Source organism: Brevundimonas nasdae, assembly GCF_016654005.1.
GTDB classification, from domain to species: Bacteria; Pseudomonadota; Alphaproteobacteria; order Caulobacterales; family Caulobacteraceae; genus Brevundimonas; species Brevundimonas nasdae.
In genome coordinates this window covers 334,343-359,542 of the sequence record NZ_JAEPWN010000001.1, presented here as the reverse complement: position 1 = coordinate 359,542, position 25,200 = coordinate 334,343, and the positions used below count along the sequence as shown (strand labels likewise).

24 protein-coding genes are annotated in these 25,200 nt (G+C 67.9%); 17 read left to right on the top strand and 7 right to left on the bottom strand.

Going from position 1 to position 25,200, the window contains the following annotated elements; translation table 11 throughout:
- The first annotated feature begins 217 nt into the window (after window positions 1–217).
- From JKF87_RS01775 to JKF87_RS01730, 10 genes are all read left to right on the top strand, one after another.
- Entirely contained in the window at window positions 218–2,032 is a 1,815-nt protein-coding gene (locus JKF87_RS01775) for an ABC-F family ATP-binding cassette domain-containing protein (RefSeq protein WP_201096743.1), read from the top strand.
- A gap of 17 nt (window positions 2,033–2,049) precedes the next feature.
- Window positions 2,050–3,045 (top strand): alpha/beta hydrolase, encoded by a 996-nt coding sequence (locus JKF87_RS01770; RefSeq protein WP_201096741.1) that lies wholly within the window; start codon window positions 2,050–2,052, stop codon window positions 3,043–3,045.
- A gap of 39 nt (window positions 3,046–3,084) precedes the next feature.
- A complete protein-coding gene (locus tag JKF87_RS01765) occupies window positions 3,085–3,603 on the top strand; it encodes a MarR family winged helix-turn-helix transcriptional regulator (RefSeq protein ID WP_201096739.1) in 519 nt (172 codons plus the stop codon).
- Between the two features lie 38 nt (window positions 3,604–3,641).
- Complete coding sequence (locus tag JKF87_RS01760; protein ID WP_201096737.1) at window positions 3,642–4,754, top strand: dipeptidase; 1,113 nt, start codon at window positions 3,642–3,644, stop codon at window positions 4,752–4,754.
- 613 nt (window positions 4,755–5,367) lie between these two features.
- Window positions 5,368–6,564 (top strand): TonB family protein, encoded by a 1,197-nt coding sequence (locus tag JKF87_RS01755; RefSeq protein ID WP_201096736.1) that lies wholly within the window; start codon window positions 5,368–5,370, stop codon window positions 6,562–6,564.
- Between the two features lie 51 nt (window positions 6,565–6,615).
- Window positions 6,616–7,656 carry an ABC transporter substrate-binding protein gene (locus tag JKF87_RS01750; protein ID WP_370874271.1) on the top strand — a complete coding sequence of 347 codons (1,041 nt, stop codon included), beginning with the start codon at window positions 6,616–6,618 and terminating at the stop codon, window positions 7,654–7,656.
- Window positions 7,649–8,422: an ABC transporter ATP-binding protein gene (locus JKF87_RS01745; protein WP_201096732.1), complete on the top strand. Its 774-nt coding sequence runs from the start codon at window positions 7,649–7,651 to the stop codon at window positions 8,420–8,422. The genes JKF87_RS01750 and JKF87_RS01745 overlap by 8 nt, the downstream gene beginning before the upstream one ends.
- Window positions 8,419–9,183 (top strand): ABC transporter permease, encoded by a 765-nt coding sequence (locus JKF87_RS01740; protein ID WP_201096731.1) that lies wholly within the window; start codon window positions 8,419–8,421, stop codon window positions 9,181–9,183. Before JKF87_RS01745 ends, JKF87_RS01740 begins: the two co-directional genes overlap by 4 nt.
- 59 nt (window positions 9,184–9,242) lie before the next feature.
- On the top strand, window positions 9,243–10,208 hold the full coding sequence (locus JKF87_RS01735) for a hypothetical protein (protein WP_201096730.1): 966 nt from the start codon (window positions 9,243–9,245) through the stop codon (window positions 10,206–10,208).
- Window positions 10,205–11,320: a DUF2336 domain-containing protein gene (locus JKF87_RS01730; protein WP_201096729.1), complete on the top strand. Its 1,116-nt coding sequence runs from the start codon at window positions 10,205–10,207 to the stop codon at window positions 11,318–11,320. The genes JKF87_RS01735 and JKF87_RS01730 overlap by 4 nt, the downstream gene beginning before the upstream one ends.
- An 80-nt stretch (window positions 11,321–11,400) precedes the next feature.
- Here the strand turns inward: JKF87_RS01730 and JKF87_RS01725 are convergent, their stop codons facing one another.
- From JKF87_RS01725 to cysK, 3 genes are all read right to left on the bottom strand, one after another.
- Complete coding sequence (locus JKF87_RS01725; protein ID WP_201097212.1) at window positions 11,401–11,829, bottom strand: MucR family transcriptional regulator; 429 nt, start codon at window positions 11,827–11,829, stop codon at window positions 11,401–11,403.
- 161 nt (window positions 11,830–11,990) lie between these two features.
- Window positions 11,991–13,205, bottom strand: coding sequence for a DUF2336 domain-containing protein (locus JKF87_RS01720; protein WP_201096728.1), 1,215 nt, complete (start codon window positions 13,203–13,205; stop codon window positions 11,991–11,993).
- Between the two features lie 119 nt (window positions 13,206–13,324).
- A complete protein-coding gene (cysK, locus tag JKF87_RS01715) occupies window positions 13,325–14,305 on the bottom strand; it encodes a cysteine synthase A (protein WP_201096727.1) in 981 nt (326 codons plus the stop codon).
- Between the two features lie 147 nt (window positions 14,306–14,452).
- Here cysK and JKF87_RS01710 point away from each other — a divergent pair, with 147 nt between their 5' ends.
- Entirely contained in the window at window positions 14,453–15,742 is a 1,290-nt protein-coding gene (locus tag JKF87_RS01710) for a sensor histidine kinase (RefSeq protein WP_236261024.1), read from the top strand.
- 32 nt (window positions 15,743–15,774) lie between these two features.
- Here JKF87_RS01710 and JKF87_RS01705 read toward each other — a convergent pair whose 3' ends face one another.
- Window positions 15,775–16,257 carry an Lrp/AsnC family transcriptional regulator gene (locus JKF87_RS01705; RefSeq protein WP_201096726.1) on the bottom strand — a complete coding sequence of 161 codons (483 nt, stop codon included), beginning with the start codon at window positions 16,255–16,257 and terminating at the stop codon, window positions 15,775–15,777.
- An 84-nt stretch (window positions 16,258–16,341) separates the two neighbouring features.
- On the opposite strand from JKF87_RS01705, the gene JKF87_RS01700 reads away from it, so the two are divergent.
- The gene (locus tag JKF87_RS01700) at window positions 16,342–17,253 is read left to right on the top strand and encodes an EamA family transporter (RefSeq protein WP_201096724.1); all 912 of its coding nucleotides are present in this window, start codon (window positions 16,342–16,344) and stop codon (window positions 17,251–17,253) included.
- A gap of 135 nt (window positions 17,254–17,388) precedes the next feature.
- Here the strand turns inward: JKF87_RS01700 and JKF87_RS01695 are convergent, their stop codons facing one another.
- Entirely contained in the window at window positions 17,389–18,885 is a 1,497-nt protein-coding gene (locus JKF87_RS01695) for a methyl-accepting chemotaxis protein (RefSeq protein WP_201096722.1), read from the bottom strand.
- 209 nt (window positions 18,886–19,094) lie between these two features.
- Here JKF87_RS01695 and fliI point away from each other — a divergent pair, with 209 nt between their 5' ends.
- From fliI to JKF87_RS01680, 3 genes are all read left to right on the top strand, one after another.
- Window positions 19,095–20,438, top strand: coding sequence for a flagellar protein export ATPase FliI (fliI, locus tag JKF87_RS01690; protein WP_201096720.1), 1,344 nt, complete (start codon window positions 19,095–19,097; stop codon window positions 20,436–20,438).
- A 7-nt stretch (window positions 20,439–20,445) separates the two neighbouring features.
- Window positions 20,446–20,856 (top strand): flagellar FliJ family protein, encoded by a 411-nt coding sequence (locus JKF87_RS01685; protein ID WP_201096718.1) that lies wholly within the window; start codon window positions 20,446–20,448, stop codon window positions 20,854–20,856.
- A gap of 147 nt (window positions 20,857–21,003) precedes the next feature.
- Window positions 21,004–22,068 (top strand): endo-1,4-beta-xylanase, encoded by a 1,065-nt coding sequence (locus JKF87_RS01680; RefSeq protein WP_201096716.1) that lies wholly within the window; start codon window positions 21,004–21,006, stop codon window positions 22,066–22,068.
- A gap of 66 nt (window positions 22,069–22,134) precedes the next feature.
- On the opposite strand, the gene JKF87_RS01675 is transcribed toward JKF87_RS01680, so the two are convergent.
- Entirely contained in the window at window positions 22,135–22,368 is a 234-nt protein-coding gene (locus tag JKF87_RS01675) for a hypothetical protein (protein ID WP_201096715.1), read from the bottom strand.
- A gap of 194 nt (window positions 22,369–22,562) precedes the next feature.
- Here JKF87_RS01675 and JKF87_RS01670 point away from each other — a divergent pair, with 194 nt between their 5' ends.
- A complete protein-coding gene (locus JKF87_RS01670) occupies window positions 22,563–23,279 on the top strand; it encodes a response regulator (RefSeq protein WP_201096714.1) in 717 nt (238 codons plus the stop codon).
- A complete protein-coding gene (locus JKF87_RS01665) occupies window positions 23,267–24,631 on the top strand; it encodes a sensor histidine kinase (RefSeq protein WP_201096713.1) in 1,365 nt (454 codons plus the stop codon). Before JKF87_RS01670 ends, JKF87_RS01665 begins: the two co-directional genes overlap by 13 nt.
- Before the next feature lie 134 nt (window positions 24,632–24,765).
- Here JKF87_RS01665 and JKF87_RS01660 read toward each other — a convergent pair whose 3' ends face one another.
- On the bottom strand, window positions 24,766–25,149 hold the full coding sequence (locus tag JKF87_RS01660) for a PBECR3 domain-containing polyvalent protein (protein ID WP_201096712.1): 384 nt from the start codon (window positions 25,147–25,149) through the stop codon (window positions 24,766–24,768).
- Between the last annotated feature and the right edge of the window lie 51 nt (window positions 25,150–25,200).

Below are 25,200 nucleotides of genomic sequence, written 5' to 3'. Positions count from 1 at the left end.
TTCGGCCACATACCGTCTGGACGGTAACATATCAACAGCCCCGATTATTCCGCATCTCCAGCCTAACTCCCGACCCTTGCCGACGTTCCGCTGCGCCGCCCGACGCCTTTCCGGTGGAAACTGCGCCCCACAACCCTTAGATCGCAGTCATTCCTTCCCTTCCGCCCCGCCCTGCGCGCGGCCCCCTCCCCGCGCGCGGCGGAGGATCGAAAGTCAAATGGCAGCCAGACCTCCCCTCGTCGCCCTCAAGGACGTCCGTCTTCAGGACGGCCAGCGCCCCCTGTTCGACGGCGTCGATCTTGCGGTCGAACCGCGCAGCCGCGCCGCCCTGGTGGGCCGCAACGGCGCGGGCAAGTCCACCCTGATGAAGGTGGTCATGGGCCTGATCGAGCCGGACAGCGGCGACCGTTCGGTCCAGTCCGCGACCCGTTTCGCCTATGTCCCCCAGGAGCCCGTCATCACCGGCGAGACCCTGCTCGACTATGCCTCCTCGGGCGAGGCCGAGAGCTGGACGGCGGAATCCTGGCTGGCGACCTTCGGGCTTGATCCGGCGAAATCGACGCAAGGCCTGTCGGGCGGCGAGACCCGTCGCGCGGCCCTGGCCAAGGCCTTCGCCGAAGAGCCCGACCTGCTGCTGCTGGACGAACCGACCAACCACCTCGACATCCTGGCCATCGAACTGCTGGAGAACGAGCTGCTGTCGGCCCGGTTCGCCCTACTGGTCGTCAGCCACGACCGCGCCTTCCTGAACCGCGTCACCAACACCGTCCACTGGCTGGAAGGCCGCCGCGTCCGCACCCTCAGCAAGGGCTTCGTCGAGTTCGACGAATGGTCCACCAAGGTGCTGGAGGAAGAAGCCGAATCCCTGCGCCGCCTGACCAAGACCATCGAGCGCGAGACCGCCACCTTCTACTCCTCCATCACCGCCCGCCGCAGCCGCAACGAAGGCCGCGCCCGCTCCCTGATGGCCCTGCGCGCCGAACGCGCCGAGAAGATGAAGGACGCCCCGCGCGAACTGTATCTGGGCGTCGATTCCGGCGCCACCTCGGGCAAGCTGGTCGCCGAGATCAAGGGCGTGTCCAAGGGCTACAACGGCCGCACCCTGTTCAAGGACCTGACCACCCGCATCATCCGCGGCGACCGTCTGGGCATCGTCGGCCCCAACGGCGCGGGCAAGACCACCCTGGTCAAGACCCTGCTGGGCGAACTGGCGCCGGACGAAGGCACGGTCCGCATGGGCGCCAATCTTGAGCCCGTCTATCTGGACCAGTCGCGCGAGGGGCTGAAGTCCGACATGACCTTGTGGGACGCCCTGACGCCGGGCGGCGGCGACAGCATCATCGTGCGCGGCTTCTCCAAACACGTCGCCGCCTACGCCAAGGACTTCCTGTTCTCGGAAGCCCAGCTGCGCCAGCCGATCTCGACCCTGTCGGGGGGCGAGCGCAACCGCCTGCTGCTGGCCCGTGCGCTGGCGAAACCGGCGAACCTGCTGATCCTCGACGAACCGACCAACGACCTGGACATGGACACGCTGGACAAGCTGGAGGAGCTGTTGGAGGGCTATGACGGCACTCTGATCCTGGTCAGCCACGACCGCGATTTCATCGACCGCCTGTCCACCTCGACCCTGGCGCTGAACGGGCGTGGCGACATCGTCGAGACGCCCGGCGGCTGGACCGACTTCATCCGCCAGAACCCCGGCTTCCTGCAGCCCGGCTCCAACCCCCGCCCCCAGGACAAGGCCGCCGCCCAGCGCGCCGCCGACAACCCCGCCCCGGCTGCGGTCAAGAAGGCCGGCAAGCTGACCTTCAAGGACGCCCATCGCCTGAAGGAGCTGGAGAGCCTGATAGACAGCCTGCCGGGCGTCATCGCCAAACATGACGCGACCCTGGCCGACCCCGGTCTCTACAGCCGTGATCCCAAGGCCTTCGACGCCGCCATGAAGGCCGCCGACAAGGCCCGCGCCGATCTGGAAAGCGCCGAAATGGAGTGGCTGGAACTGGAAGAAAAGAAGGCCGCTTTAGCCGGCTGATCCTCAATGGGGCTGACATGACGCTGCGCACCCACACCGTCGACTTCCCGCCGCCGCAGCTGGCGGCGGTGCGCCGCATCAACGCCGTCCTGAACCGCACGCCCCGTCTTCGGACTGATCCGTGGCGGGTCGAGGCGGGGCAGCAGCTGTCGGTCTGGCTGGACGCCGCCGCCGGGGCCGTCACCACCCCACGCCTGAAGAAGCGCGGCGTCACGGTCGAGGTCGTCCACACCGACGGCGACCACCCGGTCCACCTGCGCATCCTGCACCCGGCAGGCACGCCCCGCGCCGTGGTGCTGGACATCCACGGCGGCGGCTGGGTCATCGGCAGCGCCAGCCTGAACGACCGGCTGAACGGCTATCTGGCGCACAATGGTTATTGCGTCGTGTCGGTTGACTATCGCCTGCTGTCCGAACGCCGCCACGTCTATATCGACGCCGCCATTGCCGACTGTCTGGCCGCTGCCTACTGGACCGTGACCAATGTGGACCGACTGGGTGCCTCCACCCTGTTCATCACGGGCGAGTCGGCGGGCGGGCATCTGGCGGCCCTGACCAGCGTCGCCCTGCGCGACCAGGGGCTGATCGACCTGGTTAAAGGCTGCGTCTTTGCCTACGGCGCGTTCGACCTGTCCGGCACCGAAAGCGTGCGGTCGGCAGGGCCAGAGACCCTGCTGTTCAACGGCCCGACCATGCGCGCCGACTTGGCTCGCCTTGCCCCTGACCGCGACGAGGTGGGCCTGCGCAAGGCCGATGTCTCGCCCCTCTATGCTGACCTGACCGGCCTGCCCCCCGCCCTTTTCCTGGCCGGGGAATACGACCCGCTGTTCGAGGACAGCCTGTTGATGGCGACCCGCTGGGGCGAAGCTGCCGACGTCGATCTGATCCGCGCCCCCGAAACCCCGCACGGTTTCCTGCACTTCGGCGGGCCCGCCGCGCGCGGTGCCCGCGTCGCGATCCGTCGCTGGCTGGATGCCCGCTCGCCTCACGATTTGGTTGCAACCGACGAATAGGCGACAAGGGCGCCTGCCCAACCCACTGCGGTTTCCTTCATGTCCGATCCTCACGACTATAGCCGCAGTTTCGGCGGTGCAGCCCTGGGCGCACGGCTGCGGCGCGCGTCGGAGCGGATCGACCGCGACAGCACCCGCGTCTATGCCGCCCTGAACGTCCGGTTCGAACAGCGCTGGTACGGCGTTCTGCGCCAGTTGATCGAGCAGGACCGCCCCATGGCCGTGGGCGAGATCGCCGCCATCCTGCGCATCACCCATGTCTCGGTCAGCGAGACCAGCCGGTCGATGGAGAAGGCGGGCCTGATCGCCTCATCCGCCGCGCCCGAAGATGCGCGACGCCGCCTTCTGTCCCTGACGGATAAGGGGCGGGCTCTGGCGGCCCAGATGGCCCCGCTCTGGGAGGCCTTCATCGCCGCCGCCCAGGAATTGAACGACGAAGCAGGCGACGTGGTCCGCCTGCTCGACCAACTGGATGAGGCCCTTGACCGCCGCTCTGTCTTCGACCGGATCATGTCCAGAATTTCACTAGGCGAAACGGACCAGCCGACAGATAAGTAGGCCCCTACATATTTCGCACCCCAGCGGAGAACACAGCCATGATGACCAGCCGCCGCATCTTCCTGGGCGCCGTCGCCGCCTCATCCCTGGCGGCCTGTGCTGGCGTTCCGCGCGCTTCGACCACAGCCTCCGCCGCCCGCCTCTATCGCGACGCAGTGGTCATCAACAGCAATCTGATCCTGCCCATCGACCCAGACAAACCGCTGGATCAGGAGACGCGCGACATCATCAAGGCCTCGGGCCTGACCGCCGCCAAACTGACCATCGGTGGGTCCGGCAACGAGAGCCGCGCAGAGACGGCGGAATCCATCGCCGCCATCGACAAATGCGTCGCCCTGAACCCCGACCTCTATACCAAGATCACCAGCGTCACCGACTTCGCCCGCGCCAAGGCCAGCGGCAAACTGGGCATCATCTATTCGTTCGAAGCCGCTGAAATGCTGGAGGGCGACCTGTCCGCCATCGACCAGTTCCGCGCATCGGGCGTGCTGGTCATGGGCCTCAGCTACAACCGCACCACCCCGTTCGCCTCAGGGACCATGTCGTCGCCGTCCACGGGCCTGACGCCGCTGGGCCATCAGGCGGTGCAGCGGATGAATGCGCTGGGCGTCACGATCGACATCAGTCACAGCGACGAGGCCTCCAGCCTGGCTGCCATCGCGGCGTCGAACAAGCCGATCCTGATCACCCACGCAGGCTGTGACGCCGTTCACGCCCACCCCCGCAACAAGTCCGACCGCCTGATCCGCGCCTTGGCCGACCGGGGCGGCGTCATCGGGATCTATGAGCTCAGCTACCTGACCCAGGCACCCGCCCAGCCGTCGCTGGACGTCTATTTCGCCCACCTGACCCACGCCCTGAACATCGCGGGCGAAGACCATGTGGGCATCGGCAGCGACGCCCTGCTGTGGCCCTTCGACACCTCGGCCGAGAGCATGGCCGAATGGAACGCCAGCCTGGAGGCGCGCAAGGCCGCAGGCGTCGCCGCCCCCGGCGAAGGCCCCCCACCCTTCGTCACCGGCCTGAACCGCCCCGACCGCTGCGCCGTCATCGCCGAGGAACTGCTGAAGCGCGGCTATTCCGCGCGCGTCACGGACAAGATTCTCGGCGCCAACTTCGCCCGCGTTTTCGCTGAGACCTGGACCGCCTGAACGGCACCCGTTTCTGTGGACAACGCAAATCGCTGATCCGCAAAAGAGAATTTGATCCGTCCACCGATGTTCACAGGGTTAACCACAGCCGCCGCGCCAATGGCGCACAGGGGGGCGAGTTGGGGCGCTTGCCTCATACCCGGTTTCATCGGAACGTCAACGGGCCGAGGGACACGGCGGCGCGGAAATCCAGGGGAGACCCGGGAAATCAAGCGAACCGGCCCGGCTCTCCGACCCGGCGCGATCGGGCGATCTTCGGATCGTAACGTGCGGCAGGCGGGATCAAGGCTCCAGTCTTCGACCGGTCTTCGGATCGTAGAAAACAGGGGAACCGGATCGGGATCGACGGACGGCGCGGACGCAAGTCTGCGGAACGCCGAAGACCAGGAGCGCGACAGGATACAGCCGACCGCCCTTTCAGGTTCGCCTGCGACGGCGCTGACGCCGAGGTCCAACCCGTAAGGCCAAGTCCAACCCGGACTTGGCGAGGGGACGAAGAGCACGGGTTCGCCCGCACGCTTCGTCCCCTCGCTCAATTCCAGCCCCCGTCATGAAAAGGCGCTAGACAGGTCCGCGCCGCCCGCACACCCTGCCCGTGCAGACGGAGACGACCATGCGTGCACCCCTGATCCTGCTGGGCGTCGGCCTGACGGCATGGCCGCTGACGGCGGCGGCCGCGCCTCAGTCTCTGCCGCCGATCCCCTATCCGCCGCCTGTCGCCGTCTCGCCGCACCGCGCCGATGGCGATGCCGCCGGCGTCGAGACCATGAGCCTGCTGCGGCCGACGGCTCAGGCGACCTGCGATGGCGAACCCGTCCGTGCGACCTACAGCGACGACCTCGCGGTCCAGACGGCGCAATCCGCAAGCGCAGGCGAAACGCCGGACACAGTGATCGGCTTCTCCATCGCCGAGGATGGCCGCACCCTGGACATCAAGCCCGTGCAGCCCGCCCAGGGACGCGCCGCCACCGCTGGCGCAGACGTTCAGGCTGCGCTGGCGGCATGGCGTTTTGCGGGCGGCGCGCGTCGCGACTGCCTGCTGACCGTCAGCTACAGTCCCGTGCGCATCGCCGAGGCGTCCAGCGGCGACCTGCTGCGCTATTTCGCGGTCACCCGCACCACCGGCCCGATCCGCGACGCCGTGGCCAATCGTCTGGCGGGCCCAGAGGCGAACTGCGGCGGCGATCGTCGCGGCGGGCGGCGTCCGCGCACCGTCTCCTATCCCGACAACTTCATCGGTCAGCGCCCGCCGCCGGGCGGCAAGGCCTGGACGGTCGTTCGCTGGAACATCAACGCCCAGGGCCGGGCGACGAACGTCCAGACCCTCGGGTCATCCGGCGACCGCGCCTTTGATGCTGAGACGCGCCGCGCCGTGGCCGCCACGGTCGTCGCGGCGGGTCCGCCGCGGAAAGGCTGCGTCTATAATTTCTACCGCACGGGACCGGCCCTGCCCGCCCCGGCCATGCCGGACGGGCCCGACGAACCGCTGGCGTCCTGCCCTGCCGACGTCAGGGCGCGCCTGCAGATCCGCCCCAACCCTGAAACCTATCCCAAGGCCTTCGGGGACAGGCAGATCGAAGGCTGGGCCCTGGTGCAGTTCGATGTCGCCACCTGGGGCCAGTTGGGCAATGTCACCTTGCTGGACGCCCAGCCCGCGTGGGCTTTTGGCCAAGGCGGCATGGCCACCGTGCGCTCGGCCCGTGTCGAGCCCGGAACAACGCCCGGCGTAGGCTGCATCGTGCCGGTCCGTTACCATTCCGGCGCGCGTGAAACAGACCAAACAACACAGGTCGAAGCCTCAACCGACTAAAGCGCCGCCTTTCCAACGCCCTCATCCCCCCGTAAAGCATGGCCTATGAATGTGCGCGGGAATCGCCCCCTTCTGAACCGTCGCCGCGCCCTGCTTGCAGGCGGCGCGGCTGCGCTTGGCGTCACGGCGCTGGGCCTTCGGGCCTGTGACCGGTCGCCGGCCGCGGTGGATGAGCAGGGGCGCGTGCGCCTGCGTTTCGCCACCGACTGGCGCGCCCAGGCCGAGCATGGCGGATTCTATCAGGCCCTGGCCTCGGGCGCCTATGAGAAGCGCGGCCTGAACGTCCAGATCGTGCAGGGCGGACCGGGCGTGAACGTGCCGCAACTGCTGGCGGCGGGCGCGGTCGAACTGGGCATGGGCTCCAACAGCTTCATCCCGATGAATCTGGTCGCGGCGGGCGCCCCGGTGAAGGCCGTCGCCGCCTTCTTCCAGAAAGACCCCCAGGTCCTGATCGCCCACCCGGATCCGGCGTTGAAATCCATTGCCGACCTGAAGGGCCGCCCCATCCTGCTGGCCGACGCCTCGGTCAACGCCTTCTGGGTCTGGCTGAAGGCCAAATACGGCTTCACCGACGACGAGGTGCGCAAATACACCTTCAACCTGGCCCCCTTCCTGTCCGACAAGCGGGCGGTGCAGCAGGGGTATCTGACCTCTGAACCCTACACCATCGAACAGCAGGCCGGGTTCGAGCCCAAGGTCTTCCTGCTGGCGGATGAGGGCTATCCGTCCTACGCCACCATGGTCCTGGCCCCGACGGCCTTCGCGCGCGACAATGGCGCCACCCTGCGCAGCTTCATCGCCGCCTCAGCCGAGGGCTGGCGCGACTATATCCGGGGCGACGCCTCCGCCGCCGACGCCCTGATCCGCAAGGACAACCCCGACATGACCCAGGACATCCTGGATCAGGCCCGCGCCAAGCTGCGCGACAACGACATCGTCGATGGTGGGGACGCGGCCCTGTACGGCCTGGGCTCCATGACCGAAGAGCGCTGGAAGGCCTTCTTCGACGTGACCAGCCAGGCGGGGGTCTATGACGCCAATCTGAACTGGCGCGACGCCTTCACGAACAACTATCTGCCGGGCCGTGGCTGACACCGGGCCGATTGCGGCCCTGGATCAGGTCGTCGTCGACTGGCCGTCGCGCGCGCCGCTGGGGCCGCTGGACCTGACAGTCGCGCCGGGCGAGATCGTCGCTCTGGTCGGCGCGTCGGGCGCTGGCAAGTCGACCACCCTGCGCCTGCTGGCGGGGCTGGAGCAGGCGTCGTCCGGCCGGGTGATCCGCGCCGCCGCCCCCGGCCGCACCGGCTTTGTCTTCCAAAGCCCGACCCTGATGCCCTGGGCCGACGCGCTGTCCAATGTGGCCCTGCCGCTGGAGCTGTCGGGCGCGCCGAAAGCCGAGGCCCGCGCCCGCGCAACCGAGGCCCTGACCGCCGTCGGTCTGGGCCAGCGCCTGACCGCCCGCCCCGCGCAACTGTCAGGCGGCATGGCCATGCGGGTGTCGCTGGCCCGCGCCCTGGTCACCCGCCCGGACCTGCTGTTGCTGGACGAGCCGTTCGCCGCCCTGGACAGCGTCACGCGCCGCCGCCTGATCGAGGATCTGCACGCCCTCTGGGCCGTCGCCGCCCCGCGCCCGGCCATCGTCTTTGTCACCCATGATGTCGAGGAGGCCGTCTATCTGGCCCAGCGCGTCGTGGTGCTGGACGCCGCCTCGGGCCGCCCCGTCGCCGATCTGACCACACCCGGCGCCGCCCCGCGCCCTGACCACTGGCGCGCCGATCCGGCCTATCGCCAGACGGTCGAAGCCGTCGCCGATGCGCTGGCGGCCAGCATGGCGACATCCGCTCAGGGGGCGTCATGAAGCGCCTGCTGGACATAGCCCCGCCCGTCGCCCTGACCCTGATCCTGCTGCTGGTCTGGGAGGCGGCCTGCCGCCTGCTGCACCTGCCGGTCTATTTCCTGCCGCCGCCCAGCGATGTCGCCGTGGCGCTGGTGCAGGCCGGACCGCGACTGGCCACTTCGGCTCTGGTCACCTTCCGCATGGCCCTGACGGCGCTGCTGGTCGCAGGCATCATCGGGACCGGACTGGCGCTGGCTGTCTCCCTGCATCGGGCGGCTGAGCGGGCCGTGCGGCCTCTGGCGGTCGTGCTGCAGGTCACGCCCATCGTCGCCATCGCCCCGCTGGTGCTGATCTGGTTCGGCATCGACCATGCCGAGCGCGCCGTGGTGGCCCTGGCCGCCGCCGTCGCCTTCTTCCCCATCTTCTCGGGCGTCCTGACCGGCCTGCGTTCGGCCGACCCGGACCTTGAGCGGTTGTTTGATCTGTACGCCGCCCATCCCCTCCAACGGCTGTGGCGTCTGCGCCTGCCGTCCGCCCTGCCTTTCGCGCTGGAGGGGCTGCGGGTTGCGGCCGGGCAGGCGGTCATCGGCGCCGTGGTGGCCGAGTTCGTCTCCGGCTCCGGCGCCACACAGGGCCTGGCCTGGCGTCTGCTGGAGGCGGGCAACCGGCTGCGGACGGCGGAGATGCTGGCGGGGCTGGTCTGTCTGGCGGTGCTGGGCCTGCTTCTGAACGCCGCCGTCGCCGGGATCGCCCGCATCATCACCCGCACCCGCCCGCGTTAGCGCGCGATTAAGTGCTGATCCGCTAACGTCTTGGTTGTTCTTCCCACCGGAGAGCCGCCTTGCGCAGCGCCCTCGTCTTCACAACCGCCCTGTTCGCCGTCAGCGCCCTCGCCGACGCAGCCTCCGCTCAGCAGGTCGCCACCAACAGCGCCGGGCTGCGCTATCTGTCCTGGCCGGGCAAGGCGACTGTCAACGCGGCGCCTGCCCCCGCGGTCGTCCCCGCGTCTGCGCGCGGCGAACCTGCGCTGCGCCCGGTCCGCACGGCGGCGTCGCTCGACGCCTCGTCCGCCATCCCTTTGGCCCGGCTCGACGCGCCCAGCCGCGAAGCCCCGCGCCCCGGCCTGACGCCCGCCACCGCCTTCTATAACCCCACCTATGGCGCCGCGTCCGCGCCCTCCAACACCGCGCCCCAGGCCTATGTGACCGCGCCCGCCCGCCAGGCCCCGACGCCTGCGCCTCAAGCTGCGCCCCAGCCCACGCCTCAGGCGGCCGTCCAGCCCGCGCCTCAACCCGCGCCGCGCCCAGAAGCTCGTCCAGAACCCCGCCCCGAGCCCGTTATGGCTGCGGCGAACACGCCCGCCCCGGTCCAAGCCGCTCAGCCCCAGCCCGCTCAACCGCAACAGCAGCAGGCCTATGCGGCAGAAGCCGCGCCCGCCCCGGCTGCGGCTCCCGATGTCGTCGACCCGATGGCTCCGCGTCGCGACGCCGCCATCTTCAGCCTGCAACGCCAGCCCGCCGCCGCTGTCGCCTCAGACGCGCCGCAGACCGCCGAGGTCCAGCAGGTCGCCCAGGCCGGTCCCTACAGCCAGCAGGCCCGCTATTATTCCGTCCACCGTCAGGCGGGCCGCCATCCCGACGCCATCGCCGCGCCGCAGCAGTCCTATCTGAACGCCCTGCCCGTCGAGCTGACCCAGGTTCCGGCGTCCAAGGACATGGCCGAACCCGACGCCCCGCCCCAGTTGATCCGCGACGCCAACGGCCGCATCCGCGCCATGCCTCAATCGCAGTCCGACGAGACCCCATGACGGACCACGCCCTGGTCGAGACGGACGTCCTGAAAGACTCACGCCTGCCGCAGTTGATCGCCCTGGCTGACGAGACGTCCAGCCCCCGGCGGCGTCAGCTGCTGCGCGCCCTGACCGACCATTTCTTCGGCCAGGCGCCGCTTCCGCCCAGCGAGAACGGCCTCTATGGCGCCCTGTTGTCGCGCCTGTCCGAGCAGATGGAGACGGCGGTGCGCGCCGAACTGTCGGCCCGTTTCGCCGACGCCCCGCACGCGCCCCGCAACCTGATCACCCGCCTGGCCCACGACGCCGCCGAGGTCGCGGCGCCTGTGCTGCGCGGTTCGCCCGTGCTGACGGACGACGATCTGGTGAATATCGTGCGCCAGCATAGCCAGGACCATATTCGCGCCGTTTCCGGCCGCGCCAACGTCTCTGAGGCCGTGTCCGAGGCCATCGTCGCTCACGGGGACGACCAGACCCTGGGCGCCCTGCTGCGCAACCGTGGCGCCCGCCTGTCGCGCGCCACGTCTGAAGCCGCCGTCGAGCGCGCCAAGGCCAACCCTGAACTTCACGCCGCCACGGTCGAAGGCGCCTGCCTGCCCGTGGATCTGGTGAACGAGATGTATTTCCTGGTCGAGGCCCGGCTGCGCCAGCAGATCCTCGAACAGAACGCGCGGCTCGATCCGGCCCTGCTGGAGGCCGCTCTGGCCGCCGGACGCACCCAGGTCGCCGTCGATCAGGGCGATCTGCCCGCCGACTACGCCGACAGTCTTGCCCATGTCGCCCAGTTGCGCGCGCAGGGCCCGCTGACGCCCACGGCGCTGGCGCGGCTGATGCGGACCAGGGGCGCGACCGCCTTCCTGATCGCCCTGTCAGAGTTGGCGGATGTCGACTTCCATACCGTCAAGAGCGTGGCGGACCGCCACGAACTGGACGCCCTGGCGGTGATCTGCAAGGCGGCGGATCTGGATCGCGCGATCTTCCTGACCTACGCCGTGGTCATCCTGGGCGCGCAGGACAATGCGATGGGCAAGGCGGCGGCCTACGGCGGCATGTACCAGGACCTGACCCGCGCCGCCGCCCTGCGCACCCTGCGTTTCTGGCGTATGCGGCGCACCGCCCAGGCGGCCTGACCTCGGTTAAACAGCTTATCGCACAGCAAAACGCCCGCCTCCTTCGGAAGCGGGCGTTTCTGTTCGGGAATGCTCCCGATTTACTTCTTGGCGCGGGTGACGCGGGCCGGCTTGCGGCCGCCCTGGCCCAGACCCATCTGCTTGGCCAGTTCCGAACGCGCCTTGGCGTAGTTCGGAGCAACCATCGGATAGTCCTTCGGCAGGTTCCACTTGGCGCGGTATTCTTCGGGGCTCATGTCGTACTTGGTGCGCAGGTGGCGCTTCAGCGACTTGAACTTGCGGCCGTCCTCCAGGCAGATCAGGAAGTCGGCGTTGATCGACTTGCGCACCGGAACCGCCGGTTCCTTGGGCTCGGGCTCGGGCTCGACGGGCGCCAGAGAAACACCGGACAGCGCCGCGTGAATGCTGGCGATCAGGGACGGCAGGACGTCAGCGGATACAGTGTTGTTGCCGACGTAAGCGGACACGATGTCAGCCGTCATTTCCAACAGTTCGGGCTTTTCTTCCATAATAATCGTCTGGTCCATGGTTCAATGACTTCGACTGGAAAAGCCAGCCGCCCTCCACTTTTGACGTGCATAAGGATGTTTGGCCTTAAAAGCAATCACTCACAGTCAACAGTCGTCAAGGTTGCAAGACCCGAATAGTAACAATCACCAGCGGTATAGGATCAACGCCGGAAGTCTTGCGACAGAACCATCATCGCCGCACGTTCAGGGGCAGAGTACTCGTCCACCATGGCTTCATCGCCTTCGCGGATGGCGCGCAGAAGTTCAGGCGTCAGGGCAGATGACAACGACCAGTTCCAGTATCGCAACACAGTCTGGGCGCGGTCGACCGCCAGCATCTCATAGGTGATCTGCACCCGCTCCCAGTCGGGATCGGTCAGGCCGTCCGCCGTCGTCTCGGGACGACGCATCGAACGCCACAGATTAAGCAGATCAGTGCGCGACAGGCCTGTCGCCTTGCAAAGAATCGCCAGGGATTCTCCACCCGGGTCGCCCAGAATCTTGGCCCCGGTCAAAGGCTTTACTCCAGACAGATAGGCGATCTCGGACGCGGTTTCTCGTGTCAGACCGTCACGTGCAGCAACGGCGACGGCCTCTTCCAGACTTTCAAACGGGCTCTTCTCTATCGCCGCTCGGTTGCGTTGACGGCGCTCGATGAATTGCAGGGCCTTGCGCGATACGGGATCAGACCAGCCCTCTTTCGCCGCCATGGCGAAGACGTCCTCGACCACCTCCTGCATCACTTCACGCGACACCGCGAAGCGCTGCAGAATCGTGCGTCGGTTTTCCGGCCCGCACCACCAGTACATGACATAGGCGCTGGACGGCCTCATCTCGGGACGTTTCAACAACGGCGCGCACAGCACCGGCATAAGACGGCTCAACTTCACCGCCTCCTCAAGCCCCGCCTGCGAGAAGCGCGCGGTCTCGTTCTTCAGCAACCGCTCCGTAGTCGCCAATTCCTCAAATGACAGCAGGGTCTCTGTCACAATCTCGGACAGGCCCCTGCGCCCGGCGATCATGATCCGGTGCTCCGGCCCCGCATCGCGCGCGCAGGCCACAAGGTCGGCGTCGGTCAGAGAGGCGCACTGTTCGAGCAGCAGGCCCGCAATATCCGGTTCGTCACGTATCAGCAGGCGCGCCAGACTGTTGGGAATCTCGTTCAGCAACGCCAGACGCGCGGCGACGCGGCGGCGGTCCTCACGCGACGCCAGCCGCAGCATGTCGACCAGAAGATCGCCCGTCACCGCGCGTTCAAAGGCGTTGATGCGGCTGGCGGGCAAAGACACGACGTCCGCCAGACGTTTCAGCAGGGCGTGCCGCGCGCGCGAAGACGGCGGCGCATCTTCTTCCATCAAGACTGAAACGTCGCTCATGCAGAACAGTCTAAAGACTGACCGTTAACCGGTCGTGTGTCTGCAGGTTTTGTAGATGACGGATGCATCGCCAGCATCGCGACCCGGCGGCCACAATGCTGGCGAGGCGCAGACCTGGATCAGAGCCCCTCGAACAGGGCGGTCGACAGGTAACGTTCGGCGAAGGACGGGATGATGACCACGATGGTCTTGCCCGCATTCTCTTCGCGCGCGGCGATGCGGAACGCGGCGGTCAGGGCGGCGCCGGAGCTGATGCCGACCGGCACGCCCTCGGTGCGGGCGACCTTGCGGGCCATTTCGAAGCTGTCGTCGTTGGAGACCTGCTCCACCCCATCCACGACCGAGGCGTCATAAATGGCGGGTACGAAGCCTGCGCCAATGCCCTGGATCTTGTGCGGGCCGGGCGCGCCGCCCGACAGGACGGGCGAGGCCTCGGGCTCGACGGCGATCAATTGCACCGAGGGTTTGCGGGCCTTCAGCGCCTGACCGACGCCCGAGATAGTGCCGCCCGTGCCGACGCCCGCGACCACGATGTCCACGGCGCCGTCGGTGTCGTTCCAGATCTCCTCGGCCGTGGTGACGCGGTGAATGGCGGGGTTGGCCAGGTTCTCGAACTGCGACGGGCTGACCGAGTTCGGCGTCGTCTCCAGCAGTTCCTGGGCGCGAGCGATGGCGCCCTTCATGCCCTTTTCCGCCGGGGTCAGCTCAAGCTGGGCGCCCAGCAGGGCCAGCATCTTGCGACGTTCGATCGACATGCTTTCGGGCATGACCAGGATCAGCTTCAGCCCCTTGGCGGCGGCGACGAAGGCCAGGGCGATGCCGGTGTTGCCGCTGGTCGGTTCGACCAGCAGGGTGTCCTTGTTGATCTTCCCGGCCTGCTCCAGCGCGTCGATCATGGCCACGCCGATCCGGTCCTTGACCGAGGCGATCGGGTTGAAGAACTCCAGCTTGGCCAGGACCGTGGCCTTGGCCCCGTATTCCGCCGACAGCTTGGGCAGGCGCACGATCGGGGTGTCGCCGATGGTGTCGATGATCGAGTCATAGACCTTGCCCCGCCCCTTCTTCAGGTGGCGGGAAGCATCGTAGCTGAAGTCGGACATGGGGAGTTCTCCGTCAATCTTGAGCGCACAACAGATAAGGCCTTGCCGTGACGCGCAAGAGGCTGCCTGCGATGATTTCTGCGCAATCCTATCAGAGCGACTATGTAATCTATAATCGCGCCCACCGAACATCGAGTTTGCAGCCCCTTGTCCGATCCAAACACCCTCGCCGCCACGGGCATGACGCCTGAGATCGCCGATCTGGTTGAACAGATGCGCGCCCCGGCGTCCGGCGACACCCAGGTCCAGATGGACGACATGCAGACGCCCCGTGTCGAGACGTCGCCGGAGCCGGAGGTCCGCTCCACCGCCGATGAACTGACGTACCGTTTGAAACAGCAGTCGCTGCTCGCGCGGTTCGGCGAACTGGCCCTGCGCGAACGCGATCCCCAGGCCCTGCTGGACGCCGCCTGCGAGATCTGCGCCGACGGGCTGGAGACCCCGTTGTCCAAGGTGCTGATCCACAACGACACCCGCGACCGTCTGGTGCTGATCGCCGGCGTGGGCTGGAGCGGCGAGGTCGAGGGTCAGGTGACGCTGGAGCTTGATCTCGACTCCCCGGCCGGTTTCGCCTTCCAGACCGGCAAGCCGCTGATCTCCAATCATCTGGAGATCGAAGATCGGTTCCGAACCCCCAAACTGCTGGCCGACCACGGGGTGCGCCGGGCCATCAACGTGCTGATCCGGCCCGAGATCGACGGCGCGCCGTGGGGCGTGCTCGAGGTCGACAGCCCCGACGAAGGCCAGTTCGACGCCAGCGACGCCCTGTTTCTGGACGCCTTCGCCGCTGTGGTCGGCGCCGCCATCGCCCGCCAACAGACCGAAGAGCGGCTTCTGGCCGCCATCGAACATCAGGCCCTGCTGACGCGCGAGGTCAGCCACCGCGTCAAGAACAGCCTCAGCCTGGTCTCCAGCCTGCTGGCCATGCAGGCGCGCGGCGCCGCGTCCGACGATGTGCGCGCCGCCCTGGGCGACGCCGGTTCGCGCATTCAGGCCATCAGCCAGGTCCACGACCAGCTGTGGCGCGGGTCGGACGTGCAGAGCGTCATCCTGTGCGACTTCCTGACCAAGCTGTGCGAGGCCATCGACACCGGCAGCCAGCACCACATCGTCACCTGCGACGCCGATGACGCGCCCCTGATCGCCGACATCGCCATACCGCTGGGCCTGATCGTCAATGAGCTGGTCATCAACGCCATCAAATACGCCTATGGGCCGCAAGGGGGCGCCGTCGCCGTGACCGGCCGGATCGCCGACGGCCGCCTGACCGTCACGGTCGCCGACAGCGGCAAGGGCTTCGACCTGACCGCCGCCCGCAGCGACCGCAGCCTGGGCATGCGGGTGATCGACAGTCTGGTCAAACAGATCGGCGGCGTGATCGAAAACCGCTCAACCGGCGTCGGCGCGATGATCGTGATCGAGGCGCCGACCCGCTAGAGCCTGATTTAAGCGAGAGCGTGGCTCATGCTCTAGCGCGCCAGCACCGCACGCGCCGGATCGAAGCCGACGACCTCGCGGATCACGATCATGCTCTTGTAGGCGCGCACCCCCTTGTCGGGGATCATCTCGCGGATGCCGAAGGCTTCGTATTCCTGCATCGAGCGCACGGCGACCGTGACCAGATAGTCCGTCTCGCCCGTCACGTCCCAGCAGCCCTGAACCTCCGGGCTGGCCTTCATCGCGCGCTGGAAGGCGTCCACCACCTTGCGGTCCTGGGTGTCCATTTCGACCAGCACGTGCAGCACGATGCGCGGCTCGACCCGGGCCGGGTCGATCACCGCCACATCCCCCGCAATCACCCCCTCGGCCCGAAGGCGGCGCAGTCGACGCAGGACGGCGGACTCTGACAGACCCACCGCCTCGGCCGTGACGCGGGCGGGCTCCAGATTGTTCAGGCGGACGCGCGCCAGGAGCCTATGGTCGAAATCGTCGAGGGTGACGAAATTCGTCATGGAATGGCCTTTCGTGACGATTTCAGGCGCATTGAGGCCGGAAATCGCCGGGAAGCGCAAGCGGATTTCGGCTACCTAGCCGTCATGACCTCCCTGGCCCTGAAGCAGCACCTGAACTCCCCCATCGCCGTGCGGCTGATGCCCTATCTTGCGCTGTTCGCAGGCATGGTGACGCTGGCGTGCGGCACCTCCTACGCCAAGACCCTGTTCCCCCTGATCGGGGCGGAAGGGACATCGGCCTATCGCGTCGGCCTGTCGGCGGTTCTGCTGATCGCGGTGTTTCGTCCGTGGCGGTTCCGCCTGACGCGTCAGGACCTGATGGGGGTGCTGCTGTATGGCGTGGCGCTGGGGGCGATGAACCTCAGCTTCTACATGTCACTGCGGACCATTCCGCTGGGCCTGGCCATCGCCATCGAGTTCATGGGTCCGCTCAGCCTGGCCTTGCTCCATTCGCGCAAGCCGATCCACTTCGTCTGCATCGGGTTTGCAGTGCTGGGCCTGGGCCTGTTGCTGCCGCTGAAACAGGGGGTCGGATCGCTGGATCCGGTCGGCGTGGGCCTGGCCGCCTTCGCGGGCCTGTGCTGGGCGCTGTACATCGTCTTCGGCAAGCGGCTCAGCCACATCCACCCCGGCCAGTCGGTGGCTCTGGGCATGAGCGTGGCGGCCATGGTCATCGTGCCGTTCGGCGTGGCCCATGCGGGCGCCGCCCTGCTGAACCCGGCCATCCTGCTGGCGGGGGCGGCGGTGGCTCTGTTCTCCAGCGCCCTGCCCTATACGTTCGAGATGTTCGCCATGCGCTCGATCCCCAAGCGCACCTTCGGCGTCGTGCTCAGCGCCGAACCGGCGGTCGGGGCCGTGGCGGGCCTGATCTTCCTGCACGAGCATCTGACCGGCCAGCAGTGGCTGGCCATCGCCGCCATCGTCGCCGCCTCGGTCGGGGCCATCGTCACGACGCGTCAGCCGCCGCCCGTGACCGAGACCACGCCTGCAACCTGATCCGCTCACCCGGGAGAAAGCCGGGACCCTGTGCTTTCGCACGCACGGCGTGGGGGGACTGCCGCCGTGGGTTTCGGTCCGCCGAGGCGACGGAACGGGATCCCGGCTTTCGCCCGGATGAGCGGATTGATCAGGTCAGAACTCCTCCCACCCGTCAGCGGCCAGGGCCGCAGCAGAGCCCCCGCCGGCGAAGGCGCGGATGCGGGCGCGTTCACGGGCCAGAGGAACAGGCGCCGCAGCCGCCGCGCTGCGGACCGGGGCGGCCGCCGCCCCGCGTGAGCCGGTGTCGAACCGTTCGACCAGCGCCGCCAACTGGTCGGCCTCGGTCTTCAGATTGGCGGCGGCGGCGGTCGTCTCCTCGACCATGGCGGCGTTCTGCTGCGTGACCTGATCCATCTGGTTGACGGCGATGTTGACCTGGCCCAGTCCGGTCGCCTGTTCCTGAGCCGACGAGGCGATCTCGCCGACCAGGGCGTCCATTTCCGCGACCTTCTGGGCGATGGCGCCCAGGGTGGATCCAGCCTCGTCGACCAGTTTCACGCCCTGCGCCACATCGGCGGTGGAGGTGCTGATCAGGGCCTTGATCTCCTTGGCCGCATCGGCGGAGCGTTGGGCCAGCGCCCGAACCTCGGACGCGACGACGGCGAAGCCGCGTCCCGCATCCCCGGCCCGCGCCGCCTCGACCCCGGCGTTCAGCGCCAGCAGATTGGTCTGGAAGGCGATTTCGTCGATCACGCCGATGATCTCGCCGATCTGGCCGGAGCTCTTGCGGATGCCGTCCATGGCGGCGACCGCCTGACGCACCACCTCGCCCGACCGATCCGCCTCGGTCCGCGCGCTGGCGGCCGCGGCGGACGCCTGGCGGGCGCCTTCTGCGCTTCGGCTGACAGTCGCTGTGATTTCGTCCAGCGCCGCCGCCGTCTCTTCGAGTGAGGCCGCCTGCTGCTCGGTGCGCCGCGACAGGTCGTCTGCTGCGCCTGAAATCTCTTCCGCCCCGCCACGCAGGGCCGCGACCGCCGCCAGCACCTGATCCAGCGTCTGGCGCAGGCTTTCCACCGCGCCGTTGTAGTCGTCCTTCACCAGCGCATGAGCCCCGGTCATCTCGGGCGTCACGCGCGCCGTCAGATCCCCCGCCGACAGCTTGGCCAGGGCGGCGCCCAGGGCTTCGACCAGCTTTTGCTGGGCCGCCTCGGCCTCGACACGCTGGGCCTCGCTGCGCGCGGCGGCCTGTTCCTCGGCGGTGATGTCCACGGCCAGTTTGATGACCTTCACCGGGCGCCCGTCGGGGCCGAACACCGGGTTATACGAGGCCTGAAGCCAGATCTCGCGACCGCCCTTGGCCAGGCGGCGGAACTTCTGCGCCAGAAACTGCCCGGCATTCAGGTTGCGCCAGAAGGCGGCGTATTCGGGCGAGGCGGCGTCCACGGGGTCCATGAACTGGCGGTGATGCGTGCCGACGATCTCGGACAGCTGATAGCCCATGGCCTTCAGGAAATTGTCGTTCGCCTCGATGATCGTGCCGTCCAGATTGAACTCGATCACCGCCTGGGAGCGGCCGATGGCCGCCAGCTTGGCGTCCTGGTCGGATAAACGAACGCTTGTTTCGCTTGGAACGCGACGCCTGGAAAACATTCCGGTCTCCTGCCGATCCGACACCCTTTTATGCGTCGAACATGCGCTCAAACCCTTTCGAAAGCGTTTCTCGCACAGGTTGCAAATCATACGTAGATTTGCGTATAACACGACCTTAAGATGTATAAGACGACCGACGCACGCGGCGCGGCTTCACCCCGCGTTAACCATGATCGCGCATCTGTTGACGGCTGTTTCTGGGGTCCATTTTGCGCAATCTCGTCGCCGCCGTTGAAGCGATCGACCCACTGGTCGTCACCGGCAAGGTGGCGGGCGTGTCGGGCCTGCTGATCGAGTCGCGCGGCGGCCTGTCGCGTCTGGCCGTCGGCGCCCGGGCCGAGATCGGACGGCGCGGCCAGGAGCCCCTGCCCGCCGAGGTCGTGGGCTTCCGCGATTCCAAGGCCCTGCTGATGCCGTTCGGCCCGGTCGAGGGCGTGGCCCCCGGCGCCGACATCAGGATCATCGACCAGGCCGCCAGCGTGCGCCCCACCACCGCCTGGCTGGGCCGGATCATCGACGCCTTCGGCCAGCCGATCGACGGCAAGGGGCCATTGCCGCAAGGCCCGGCTCCCTATCCCCTGCGCGCCCCCCCGCCGCCCGCCCATTCACGCGGGCGCGTCGGCGAACGGCTGGACCTGGGCGTGCGGGCGATGGACGTCTTCACCACCACCTGCCGGGGCCAGCGCCTGGGCATCTTCGCCGGTTCGGGCGTGGGCAAGTCGGTGCTGCTGTCGATGCTGGCCAAGGAGGCGACCTGCGACGCCGTCGTCGTGGGCCTGATCGGCGAACGCGGCCGTGAAGTGCGCGAGTTCGTGGAAGAGACCCTGGGCGAAGAAGGTTTGAAACGCGCCGTCGTGGTGGTCGCCACCTCTGACGAACCGGCCCTGAAACGGCGCCAGTCCGCATACATGACCATGGCCATCGCCGAGTTCCTGCGCGACCAGGATCTGGAGGTGCTGTGCCTGATGGACAGCGTCACCCGCTTCGCCATGGCCCAGCGCGAGATTGGTCTGGCGGCGGGCGAACCCCCGACGACCAAGGGCTATACGCCGACCGTCTTCACCGAACTGCCCAAGCTGCTGGAGCGCGCCGGTCCCGGCCCCGTCCGGCCCGACGGCACGACAGCGGCGCCGATCACGGCCCTGTTCACCGTTCTGGTGGACGGCGGCGACCATGACGAGCCGATCGCCGACGCCGTTCGAGGCATTCTGGACGGGCACATCGTCATGGATCGCAAGATCGCCGAGCGCGGGCGCTTTCCCGCCATCGACGTGCTGAAATCCGTCAGCCGCACCATGCCTGGATGCCAGACCCCGCCCGAGCGCGAACTGAACAAGCGCGCCCGCCAGACCCTGGCCGCCTACGCCAATATGGAAGAGCTGATCAAGATCGGCGCCTACCGCACCGGCGCCGATCCCATCGTGGACCGCGCCATCGCCCTGAACCCCGCACTGGAGGCCTTCCTGGGTCAGGACAAGGAGGACGCGACCCGTCTTTCCGATTCCTTTACCCGACTGGAGGACATCCTCAATCAAGGCATGATCCGCGAGTGACGATGCAATGACCGCCTGGGCCCAATCCCTGATCCGCATCTCCAACTATGAGGTCGAGACGCTGCAGAAGCGTCTGGCCGAGATCGCCGCCCGCCGCGCCACCGCGGAAATGCGCATCGCCGTGCTGGACGCCGAGGCCGAGAACGAACGCGACCGCGCCCGCCTGGACCCCGACGCCGGCATGATGCTGGCCGCCTATCTGCACGGCTGGAAATCGCGCAAGGCCGTGGCGGAAGGCGATCTGACCAATCTGGACGCCGAGGAAACCGGCGCCCGCGACGCCCTGACCAGCGCCTTCGAGGAACTGAAGAAGTTCGAGCACGTCGCCGAAACCGCCCGCCTGAACCGGCTGATGGCCATCGCCAAGCGCGAGACGGCGGCGTTCGACGAAATGGGCCTGCGGAAGCGTGCGGTCTGACAACCGACATTCTCCCTCCCCCTGCGGAGGAGGGTGGTCGCGCAACGACCGGGTGAGGGCGGCTATGCGCCCTCGCGCCGATTTAAGGCAAGACAGGTCTGCGGGAGATCGCCCTGCCCTCCCCACCCGGAACGGGGAGAGAGACGTATGAAGCTCTCACGCCGCGCCGTCATCGCCGCACCCGTCGCCCTCGCCGCCTGCGACCGCTTCGCCTCGGCTGAGCCCGCCTCCCTCACCGTTCCGCCGCTGAAATCCGTCGCCCCCTGCCCGTTCGGCACGGCGGTCAAGGCGATGCAGCTCGATGACGCCGAATGGGTCAATCTGGCCCGCGCCAATGTCGCCCAGCTGACGCCGGAGTGGGAGATGAAGATGGAGTACATCCTGGCCGACGGCCTGGACCGCCCCAACTTCGACCGTTCCGACCGCATCGCCGCCTTCGCCCAGGCCAACGGCATGGCCCTGCATGGCCACACCCTGATCTGGTACGCGCAAGGCGAACAGGCCTTCACCGGACTGGACAACGCCGCCTTCGACCGCGCCTTCGATGGCTATATCGCTGCTCTGGCGGGCCGGTATCGCGGCAAGGCGCGCAGTTGGGACGTGGTCAACGAGCCGATTCTGGATGACGGATCAGGCCTGCGCGACAGTCACTGGAGCCGCCGATACGGCCATGACGGCTATATCCTGCGCGCCTTCGAAAAAGCCCGGATCGCCGATCCCGAGGCGGTCCTGTTCCTGAACGAATACAATCAGGAAAGCGTCCCGGCCAAGGGCGAGCAGTTCCTACGTCTGGTCGAGCGGCTGCTGAAGGCGGGGTGCCCGCTGCAGGGGCTGGGCCTTCAGTCCCACCTGTGGATCGACATCCCCGACGGCGCCATCGCCCGCTATTACCGCCAGATCGCCCAGTTCGGCCTGCCCATCCATGTGTCGGAACTGGATTGCAGCCTGCGCACCGAAAAACGACTGGATACGCGCAGTCAGGCCAACCGCATCGCGGCCCAGACCGCGCGCGTCACTGAACTGGCCGACGCCTTCATGGCCCTGCCCGCGCGTCAGCGGTACGCCTTCACCGTCTGGGGCCTGCGCGACATCGACAGCTGGTATCGGCAGGGCGACAAGGACGACGGCCGCGACAAGCCCCTGCCCTTCGACAGTTTCGGCCGCCCCAATCCGATGGCCGCCGCGCTTGCGAACGCGTTCCGCCCTTCCTGAATAGACAACGCCCGCCAGCCTTGCGGCTGACGGGCGTTTCGGCGAACGGAGAGGGAGAGGTTCGTCTTATTTCTTGGGGGCCGGGGTCTGAGCCGGAGCCGTGCTCGGAGCGGCTTGATGACCACGAGCGCGGTGGGCCGAGGCGCCAGCGGCAGACGCGGCGGGCGCAGCCGGAGCGGTCGCCGACGGACGGGCAGGCGTGGTCGCCGGAGCAGGCGTCGTGCCGGCGAAGGCCGCGCCGCTGGTCAGGCCAACAAGGGCGACGGCGGACAGGGCGGCGGCGGTGCGGAAGGACTTCATGATGGCTGTCTCTCGATGAGAACGTCCGGCCTTGTGTCGGACAATCGCTTTGTCGGGCCGCCATCCGGCGGGTTCGCGGCCAGTGGGTGTCGCACGGTGTCGGGCGCCGTGAGAATTGTGTCCGACTGTATCCGCCGCGCTTTGGCCATGAGACAGAGGGACAGACGAAGCTTCACATCTTGCGCTGAACGCCCATGCCCCAGCCTGTCGCCGCACCCGTCCTGCTGATCGTCGACGACGACCGCGACATCCGCAACCTGCTGGCCGATCATCTGGAGCAGCATGGCTTCCGCACCGTGAAGGCGGCGGACGGTCGGGCCATGCAGGCGGCGCTGGAGGCGGGGCCGGTCGATCTGGTGGTGCTGGACCTGAACCTGCCCGATCAGGACGGGCTCAGCCTGTGCCGGTCCATCCGCGCCGCATCACGCACCCCCGTCATCATCCTGACGGCGCGGGGCGATCCCATCGACCGGATCGTGGGGCTGGAGATGGGGGCCGACGACTATATGGCCAAGCCGTTCGAGCCGCGCGAACTGGTGGCGCGCATCCGCACGGTCCTGCGCCGCACCAGCGGCGGGTCCGATCCTGTCGAGGGACGGCACGCCGACTTTTCCGGCTGGTCGCTGGACATCGCCGCGCGGGCGCTGACGGCGCCGGACGGGCGGCTGGCGCCCCTGTCGGGCGCCGATTTCGACCTGCTGAACGCCCTGATCCGCAACGGCGGCAAGCCCCTGTCGCGCGAACGCATCCGCGCCCTGTCCACCGTCGCCGACGCCGACGACCGCGCCATCGACCTGCGCGTCAGCCGCCTGCGCCAGAAGCTGGGCGACGACGCCAAGAACCCCGCCCTGATCCGCACGGTGCGCAGCCTGGGCTATATGCTGGCGGGGCCTGTCACATGGCGCGCCTGAAGCGGACCGAAGCCGCCGCGTCGGGAACAGAGACGACACGGCTGTTCCTGCTGCTGCTGATCGGCGCCCTGCTGGCGGCGGGGGTCACCTTCGCGGCCCTGGGCTTCAACCATCACAGCCGTCTGTCCCAGTCGCACGACTTCACCACCGCCGAACGGATCGTCGACCTGGCCGGGTCCGGCGCCGATCCGGTCGCGGCCCTGATGACCGGCCTGCCCAGCGCATCCGGCCAGACGCTGGGCAGCCCCGACCCGGCCCTGACCCAGGCGGTCGCCGCCGCCTTCAAGCGGCGCGGCGTCGAGGGGGTGACGGTCAAGGCCTATCACGCCCCGACCATCGCCTGCGGCGGAGTGACCGATCATCTGCGTTGCCGGATTCTGGTGCTGCGTCCGCATGGGGGAACGGCCAAGCCGGTGGCCATCAGCCTGCCGCCCGCCCCGCGTCCCTGGACGCTGAACCGCGAAGCCGCCGCCCTGCTGGCTGTTGGTCTGGCGGGGGTGCTGCTGACCGGCTGGATGGCGTCGCGTCTGGCGGCGGGACCGCTGAACCGTCTGTCTGAGGGCGCCGTGGCCCTGAGCCACGATCTGGACCGCCCGCCCCTGGTCGCGGAAGGCGCGCGCGAGGTGCGACAGGCCGCCGAAGCCCTGAACGCCATGCAGACCCGGCTGAAGGCCTTGATCGAGGACCGCACCCGCGTCCTGGCCGCCGTGGCCCACGATCTGCAGACGCCCCTGACGCGTATGCGGCTGCGCATCGAAAAGGTCGATGACGAGACCCTGCGCGCCCAACTGGTCAATGATCTGGCCGCCATGCAGCATCTGGTGCGCGAGGGACTGGATCTGGCCCGCATCGAGACCACGGCGGAAGATGTGGTTTCCGTCGATCTGGACGCCCTGCTCTCGGCCCTGTGCGAAGACGCCGCCGATGCGGGCCAGCCCGTCGTCTTCACACAAGGCTGCGGCGCAGTGATCCGCACCCGTCCCCAGGCCCTGCGCCGCTGCCTGACCAACCTGGTGGACAACGCCGTGCGCCACGGCGGCGACGCCCAGGTGTCCGCCGTGCGTCAGGGGTCGGAGATCCGCCTGACCGTTCGCGACCACGGCCCCGGCGTGCCGGACGACCAGATCGCCCGCCTGTTCGAGCCCTTCTACCGGCTGGACCCGTCGCGATCACGCGACAGCGGCGGCTCGGGCCTGGGCCTGACCATCGCGCGACGCATGGCCGAACGATCCGGCGCGCGCTTGACCCTGACCAACGCCGAGGACGGCGGCCTGTCGGCCACGCTGGCCTTTCACGATACGGGCGCTATTGAAAAATCAGGCTTTCAACTGTATATTGAAAGTCCAAGTTGATGAGGTGAGAACTCCCTCCTCACACACTCCGCTTTCAGCGGCGTAAAGTAGGCGAAAGCCGAAAGAGATGCGGGACCTCGGGACCCCGCCTTCAACTTGGAAAGAGGCCTCGTTCCTGAACGGGGCCTTTTGTCTTATACGGGCAGCCAGTAACGCTTGGCGACACGTGTATCGACATCATGTTGCGTGACGCGATAGGTGCTGGCGACGACATATCGTCCCTGATCGTCACGCTTCAACTTGATTGCGACCAACAGTATCGCTTTCGCCGCAGAAATCCGGCGAACCATCACAAACCCTTCACGGTCTTTTGGTCCCTGCCCGATCCAATCCGGCGCGCGAAGAATGCTCTCGATATTCTTGATGCAGAGCGCATAGTCACCAGGGTGACGGTCGTCCGCATGCTCCTGAGCCGAGGCCGAGAAATGCACGGGGCCAGGCGGCAGGCTCCACTGCATGACTTCATTGACGAGGCCAACCGCTAAGGCCCCGCAATCCATCGGCTTGTATTTGGCCATCCGCAGCCCCCCGCTAAACGCAAAACGCCCGCCGTTTCCGGCGGGCGTTTC